This is a genomic window from Xanthomonas sp. SHU 166 (genome assembly GCF_000364685.1).
Classification (GTDB): domain Bacteria; phylum Pseudomonadota; class Gammaproteobacteria; order Xanthomonadales; family Xanthomonadaceae; genus Xanthomonas_A; species Xanthomonas_A sontii.
Genome location: NZ_AQOJ01000913.1, coordinates 1 through 3,805 on the forward strand (window position 1 = coordinate 1; position 3,805 = coordinate 3,805).

A 3,805-nucleotide genomic window follows, 5' to 3' on the forward strand; every position below is an offset into this window, starting at 1 on the left:
AGGGTCGCGGCCAGCAGGTCGATTTCCACCGGCTTGGACAGATAGGCGTCGGCGCCGCCGGTCAGGCCGCGGATGCGGTCCTCGGTCTGGCCCAGGCTGGTCAGCATGACGATGCCCAGGTCCGGGTATTGCAGGCGCAGCGCGCCGGCCAGGGTGAAGCCGTCGGTGTCGGGCAGGCCGACATCCAGCACCACGATCTCGGCGCCCTCGCGCTGCACCCGCTGCTGCAGTTCCGCGCCGGTGCCGCAGCCGTCGGCGGCGAAGCCGAAACGGCGCAGGCCCGGCACCAGGATGCGATCGCGCAGTATCGGATCGTCCTCCAGGACCAGAGTGCGCAGGGCGGCGGCAGCGGGATCGGAAGTCATGCGCAGCCGCAGTGTAGCCGCAGCCGGCCGCTTGCGCGCGCCTGAACGGCGCCGCGCGGCGATTACGCGACGCAAACACCGGCGCTGGCAGACTCGCCGCTCCTCCGCACCGGCGCCCACGATGGCCTCGCGAATCGAAGACTACGCCATGCTCGGCAACTGCCGCAGCGCGGCTCTGGTGGACCGTCGCGGCTCGATCGACTGGCTGTGTCTGCCGCGCTTCGATTCCGATGCCTTGTTCGCCGCCCTGCTCGGCGAACCCGATCACGGCCGCTGGGCGATCGCGCCGCAGGGCGACTTCACCAGCACCCGTGCCTACCGCGACGGCAGCCTGGTGCTGGAGACGCGGTTCGAGACCGACACCGGCGCGGTGGCGCTGCTCGACTTCATGGTCGCCAGCCACGACGAGGTGATGCACAACCACGTGGTGCGGATCGTGCGCGGCCTGCACGGCCGTGTGCCGCTGCGCATGCAGCTGCAGCTGCGCTTCAACTACGGCCGCACCATTCCCTGGGTGTCGCAGATCGAGGGCGGCCTGCAGGCGGTGGCCGGGCCGGACCAGATCGCGCTGCGCAGCCCGCAGGCCATGCACGGCCACGGCTTCGCCACCGAAGCCGAGTTCGTGCTGGAGGCCGGCGAAAGCACCTGGTTCGTGCTCAGCCACGGCGCCTCGCACCTGCAGCTGCCGCCGTTGCTAGCGCCGGAGCAGGCGCTGGCGCAGACCGAGGCGTTCTGGCACGGCTGGTCGCACCGCTGCCTGCATGCCGGCCCGTGGACCGAGGCGGTGCGGCGCTCGCTGGTGGTGCTGAAGGGCCTGAGTTACCTGCCCACCGGCGCCATCGTCGCCGCACCGACCACCTCGCTGCCCGAACGTCTGGGCGGCGAGCGCAACTGGGACTACCGCTTCTGCTGGCTGCGCGATGCGGTGTTCACCCTGACCGCATTGCGCGCGGCCGGCTATTTCGACGAGGCTGCCGCGTTCCATGGCTGGCTGCAGTGCACCGTGGCCGGCTCGCCCGACCAGTTGCAGGCGCTGTACGGCATCGGCGGCGAGCGGCGCATGTCCGAATGGACGGTGGACTGGCTGCCCGGCTACGAAGGCGCTTCGCCGGTGCGCGTGGGCAATGCTGCGGTCGGCCAGTTCCAGCTCGATGTCTATGGCGAGGTGATCGCCGCGTTCCACCGCGGCCACCACGAGGGCATGGCCACGGCGGTGCATGGCCGCTCGCTGGCGCGGCAGTTGCTGGAGGTGCTGGAGCAGCGCTGGCGCGAGCCGGACGAGGGCATCTGGGAGATCCGCGACAAGCGCCAGCACTTCGTGCATTCCAAGGTGATGGCGTGGCTGGCGTTCGACTGCGGCGCGCGCGACGGCGTCACCGATGCCGACGCCGCGCAACGCGCGCACTGGCGCGCGCTGGCCGACGAGATCCATGCGCAGGTGCTGGCGCAGGGCGTGCACCGCAATGGCTACTTCGTGCAGAGCTACGGCAGCGAACGGCTGGACGCGGCGACCCTGCTGATCCCGCTGGTCGGCTTCCTGCCGCCGGACGATCCGCGCGTGGCCGCTACCGCCGACGCCATCGCCGAACACCTGAGCATCGACGGCCTGGTCGAGCGCTACCGCGCCGACGACGCCAGCGGCGACGGCCTGCCGGCCGGCGAGGGCACCTTCATCGCCTGCAGTTTCTGGCTGGTGGAGAACTACACGCTGCTCGGCCGCGGCGAGCAGGCGCGCGCGCTGTTCGAGCGCCTGCTCGCGCTGTGCAACGACGTCGGCCTGTTGGCCGAGGAGTACGACCCGCGCAGCGGCCGCATGCTCGGCAATTTCCCGCAGGGCTATTCGCACGTGGCGCTGATCCACGCGGCGCTGCGCCTGCATGGCTTGATCGGCGAACAGGACACCCATCCATGAGCGATGCCTCCCAGACCACTCCTCCCTGTCTGATCGTGGTGTTCGGCGCCCGCGGCGACCTGACCCGGCGCCTGGTACTGCCGGCGCTGTACAACTTGCGCCACAGCGGTGCGCTGCCCGAGGAATTCGCGGTGATCGGCGTGGACCACGGCGCGGTCAGCGAAGTGGCGTGGCGGCGCATGCTCGGCGATGCGATGCGCGGGCTGATGGCCGACCGCGACGCGGAGTTCAAGGCCGATGGCCTGGACGAGGAGGTGTGGGGCTGGCTGCGTTCGCGCCTGCACTATCTGCGCGGCGACTTCAACGATGCCGGCACTTATCGCAGCCTGGGCGCGCTGCTGGAGAAGATCGGCGCGCAGTACCGCACCGGCGGCAACGTGCTGTTCTACCTGGCCACCGCGGCACGCTTCTTCGCCCCGGTGATCGAACAGCTGGGGTCGGCCGGGCTGGTCAAGCAGAGCGCCAGCAGCGGCTGGCGCCGGGTGATCGTGGAGAAGCCGTTCGGCCACGACCTGCAGAGCGCACGCGAGCTCAACGCCATCGTCGGCCGCGTGCTGGACGAGGACCAGGTGTTCCGCATCGACCATTTCCTCGGCAAGGAAACGGTGCAGAACATCCTCGCCTTCCGCTTCGCCAACGGCCTGTTCGAGCCGGTGTGGAACCGCGACCGCATCGACCACGTGCAGATCACCGCGGCCGAGACCATCGGCGTGGAAGGCCGCGGCGGCTTCTACGACCCCACCGGCTGCCTGCGCGACATGGTGCCCAACCACCTGTTCCAGCTGCTGGCGATGATCGCGATGGAACCGCCGGCGGCCTTCACCCCGGCGGCGATGCTGCGCCGGCGTGCCGAGGTGATCGAGGCGGTGCGGCCGCTGAGTCCGGCCGACGTGGTCCGCGGCCAGTACGCGGCGGGCGCGATCGGCCGCAACGCCGTGCCGGGCTACCGCGAGGAAGACACGGTGCCGCCGGATTCCAACACCGAGACCTATGTGGCGATGAAGCTGCAAGTGGACACCTGGCGCTGGGCCGGCGTGCCGTTCTACCTGCGCACCGGCAAGCGCCTGCGCGAGCGCACCACCGAGATCGCGATCCGCTTCAAGCCGGCGCCGCTGGCGCCGCTGCGCAGCGCCGAGATCGGCGGCTACGGCCCGGACTGGCTGGTGCTGCACATCCAGCCAGACGAGGGCATCTCGCTGCAATTCGACGTCAAGCGCCCGGGCGCGCGGGTCAGCCTGGCGCCGGTGCGCATGGATTTCCGCTACCGCGACTGGTTCCCCAAGGAATACACGGTGGGCTACGAACGCCTGCTGCAGGACTGCATGCACGGCGAGGCCGGCCTGTTCCAGGACGCGACCATGGTCGAGGCGGCCTGGACCATCGTGCAGCCGATCCTCGACGCCTGGCAGACCTCGGCCGACGAGACCCCGCAGTACCCGGCCGGCAGTGCCGGCCCGGCCGCGGCCGATGCGCTGCTGGCGCTCAACGGCGGCCACACCTGGCGCACCCTCACCGCCGGGCGCCGCCC

The 3,805-nt window shown here is 70.8% G+C and carries 3 protein-coding genes; 2 read left to right on the top strand and 1 reads right to left on the bottom strand.

Features of this window, described 5'->3' with window-relative positions; translation table 11 throughout:
• The coding region (locus tag D180_RS20500; protein ID WP_017914239.1) for a response regulator at positions 1-365 on the bottom strand (365 nt) is incomplete at its 3' end.
• A gap of 121 nt (positions 366-486) precedes the next feature.
• On the opposite strand from D180_RS20500, the gene D180_RS20505 reads away from it, so the two are divergent.
• On the top strand, positions 487-2,277 hold the full coding sequence (locus D180_RS20505) for a glycoside hydrolase family 15 protein (protein WP_043091466.1): 1,791 nt from the start codon (positions 487-489) through the stop codon (positions 2,275-2,277).
• Positions 2,274-3,805: glucose-6-phosphate dehydrogenase (gene zwf / locus D180_RS20510; protein ID WP_017914241.1), on the top strand; the 1,532-nt coding region annotated here is incomplete at its 3' end. The genes D180_RS20505 and zwf, both read left to right, overlap by 4 nt.

Bases quoted from the DNA above. Each gene is read 5' to 3' on its own strand.
- D180_RS20505 (WP_043091466.1), top strand. From the start codon at position 487: ATGGCCTCGCGAATCGAAGACTACGCCATGCTCGGCAACTGCCGCAGC.